This is a genomic window from Campylobacter sp. BCW_6873, from assembly GCF_001762365.1.
Classification (GTDB): Bacteria; Campylobacterota; Campylobacteria; order Campylobacterales; family Campylobacteraceae; genus Campylobacter_D; species Campylobacter_D jejuni.
Map to the genome: position 1 here is coordinate 1 of NZ_MJWS01000100.1, position 1,856 is coordinate 1,856.

Here is a 1,856-nt window from a genome sequence, read left to right on the forward strand (position 1 = left end):
TTAGATCAAGATAATACTATAAAACAAGATACACCTAGTTATTATTTTTCTCCTAAAGATGAATTCAAATGCAAATCATAAAGGATAAAATAATATATGAAAACAAGCCAAATATATGAAACTTTATAAATATGCTAGAATGTGCTGGACTAGGTATTCTATAAATTTAAATGAGAACATGCTTAAGGAATTTCTAAAAAATATAAAAACAATAGGATGAAATAATGGATGAAGAACTTTTTTGGGAAAACATTGTTCCAGTAGGACATATTAATGAAGAAACTTTAAAGAGCCAAATTTATATTAATAATATAAATTTTAGCACTTTGCAATATGATGAAACAGTTTTACCTACAGAATTAGAGTGTTGTTATAATGAATTTAAATACTATCAAAAAAGCAATAATGAAATAGCAACACTAGGTTGGGCTGTTAGTTATCAACTTCAAGTATTGTGGCAAAATAGCCCTAAGATAGATACAATACAAAATTATCATCTCCCCGTAAAACAAAATAAGCCTAATAATCCCCAAGCAGAACAAAGACTAAAAGAAATACAAAATTTCTTACAAAGTAAAGGTATAGAACCCCTTATTTTACATTATACCCCTTATCCAAACAACACACAAACCCAAGAGATGAAAAGACTAAGGCAAAATTCAGAGCGTTTTTCTCGCCATATAGATAATAAAACAAATGAAGTAAGAGAAGAAAGGCGTTCTATTAAATTTTACACTACGCTAGATTGGGATAAGTTTTATTCTCATTTTCCTATAATAAAAAGACTAAGTAAAAAATTTCATACAAAAGAAGACATATACACTCAAAATTTTACAAAGCAAATAGAAAAAATTTTAAGAAAAACTCATAATATTTTGATATTAAAAAATTTGCCTCAAGGAGAATATAAATTTGATTTTGCTATCGATATAAAAGAAAATCGAAGCGATAAAAATGAAGAATCTTATATCATCATTAAAGAAAATGATGAAATTTCAAAAGATTATAAACGCATTTTACACTGTAAGCCCTATGAGCTTGATACTTTAAATTGTCAATATATAGGTATGGGTGATGATGAGTTTTTCAGACAAATTTGGCAAAATTTAGGTATAAATATTGCAGAGAAATTTAAGGTAGATTTTTCTTATGCTAGACTTGATAAATTTATTTTTGCGACATCGCCATTTGGACTTACTTATAATACATATGAGACTTTAGAGCAAACTTATGATGAACTCATGCAAGATCTATCTCTTTATGCTTGTAGTGGTAAATTTTCTTTTAATTTTGTTCCTTCAAAATTAAGCATTAAAAAAGAAATTCAAGGAGATAGAGAAAAGGTATCATACCGCGTTGATGAAATGCTTATTTATGTTTATGATAGCTTTGATTTTTTAGATCAAGGACATGAATTTGATGATAAGGGAAATTTTATCAAGCTAGGACAACCTGTTGGAGCTTGGGATTTTAATACGAAAACTTTTAGCATAGAAGGTTCTTTATATCAAATGGCAACTTATAGAGAATGGCTTGAATGGGAAATAGATGGATATAAAATTGATTGTTCAATAAGCCCTCAAAGAATTCTGCAATCTCCAAAAACCAAACAATACTATCTTTACAATCAAGATTATCAAGACTATCAAAAATTCACTCCTTATGGTTTGGATTTTAGACTTTATAGTAAAGATTTTATCACTAAGCTTGATTTTAAAGATAAAGCTTATAATGTGCTTTATAATACAGGAGTTTAAATGGGAGAAGATATTACATTTTCTATTTTTTGGGGTTTATTTGGATTTATTCTTGCTTTTACTAATATAAAATTTTATCTTACAACTTTAAGTGTTCTT

Annotated in this window: 1 protein-coding gene; it reads left to right on the forward strand. The window is 27.4% G+C overall.

The features are described 5' to 3' along the window. Positions 1–224: 224 nt before the first annotated feature. Entirely contained in the window at positions 225–1,757 is a 1,533-nt protein-coding gene (locus AJ932_RS08480) for a DUF6402 family protein (RefSeq protein ID WP_070289030.1), read from the forward strand. The last annotated feature ends 99 nt before the right edge of the window (positions 1,758–1,856 follow it).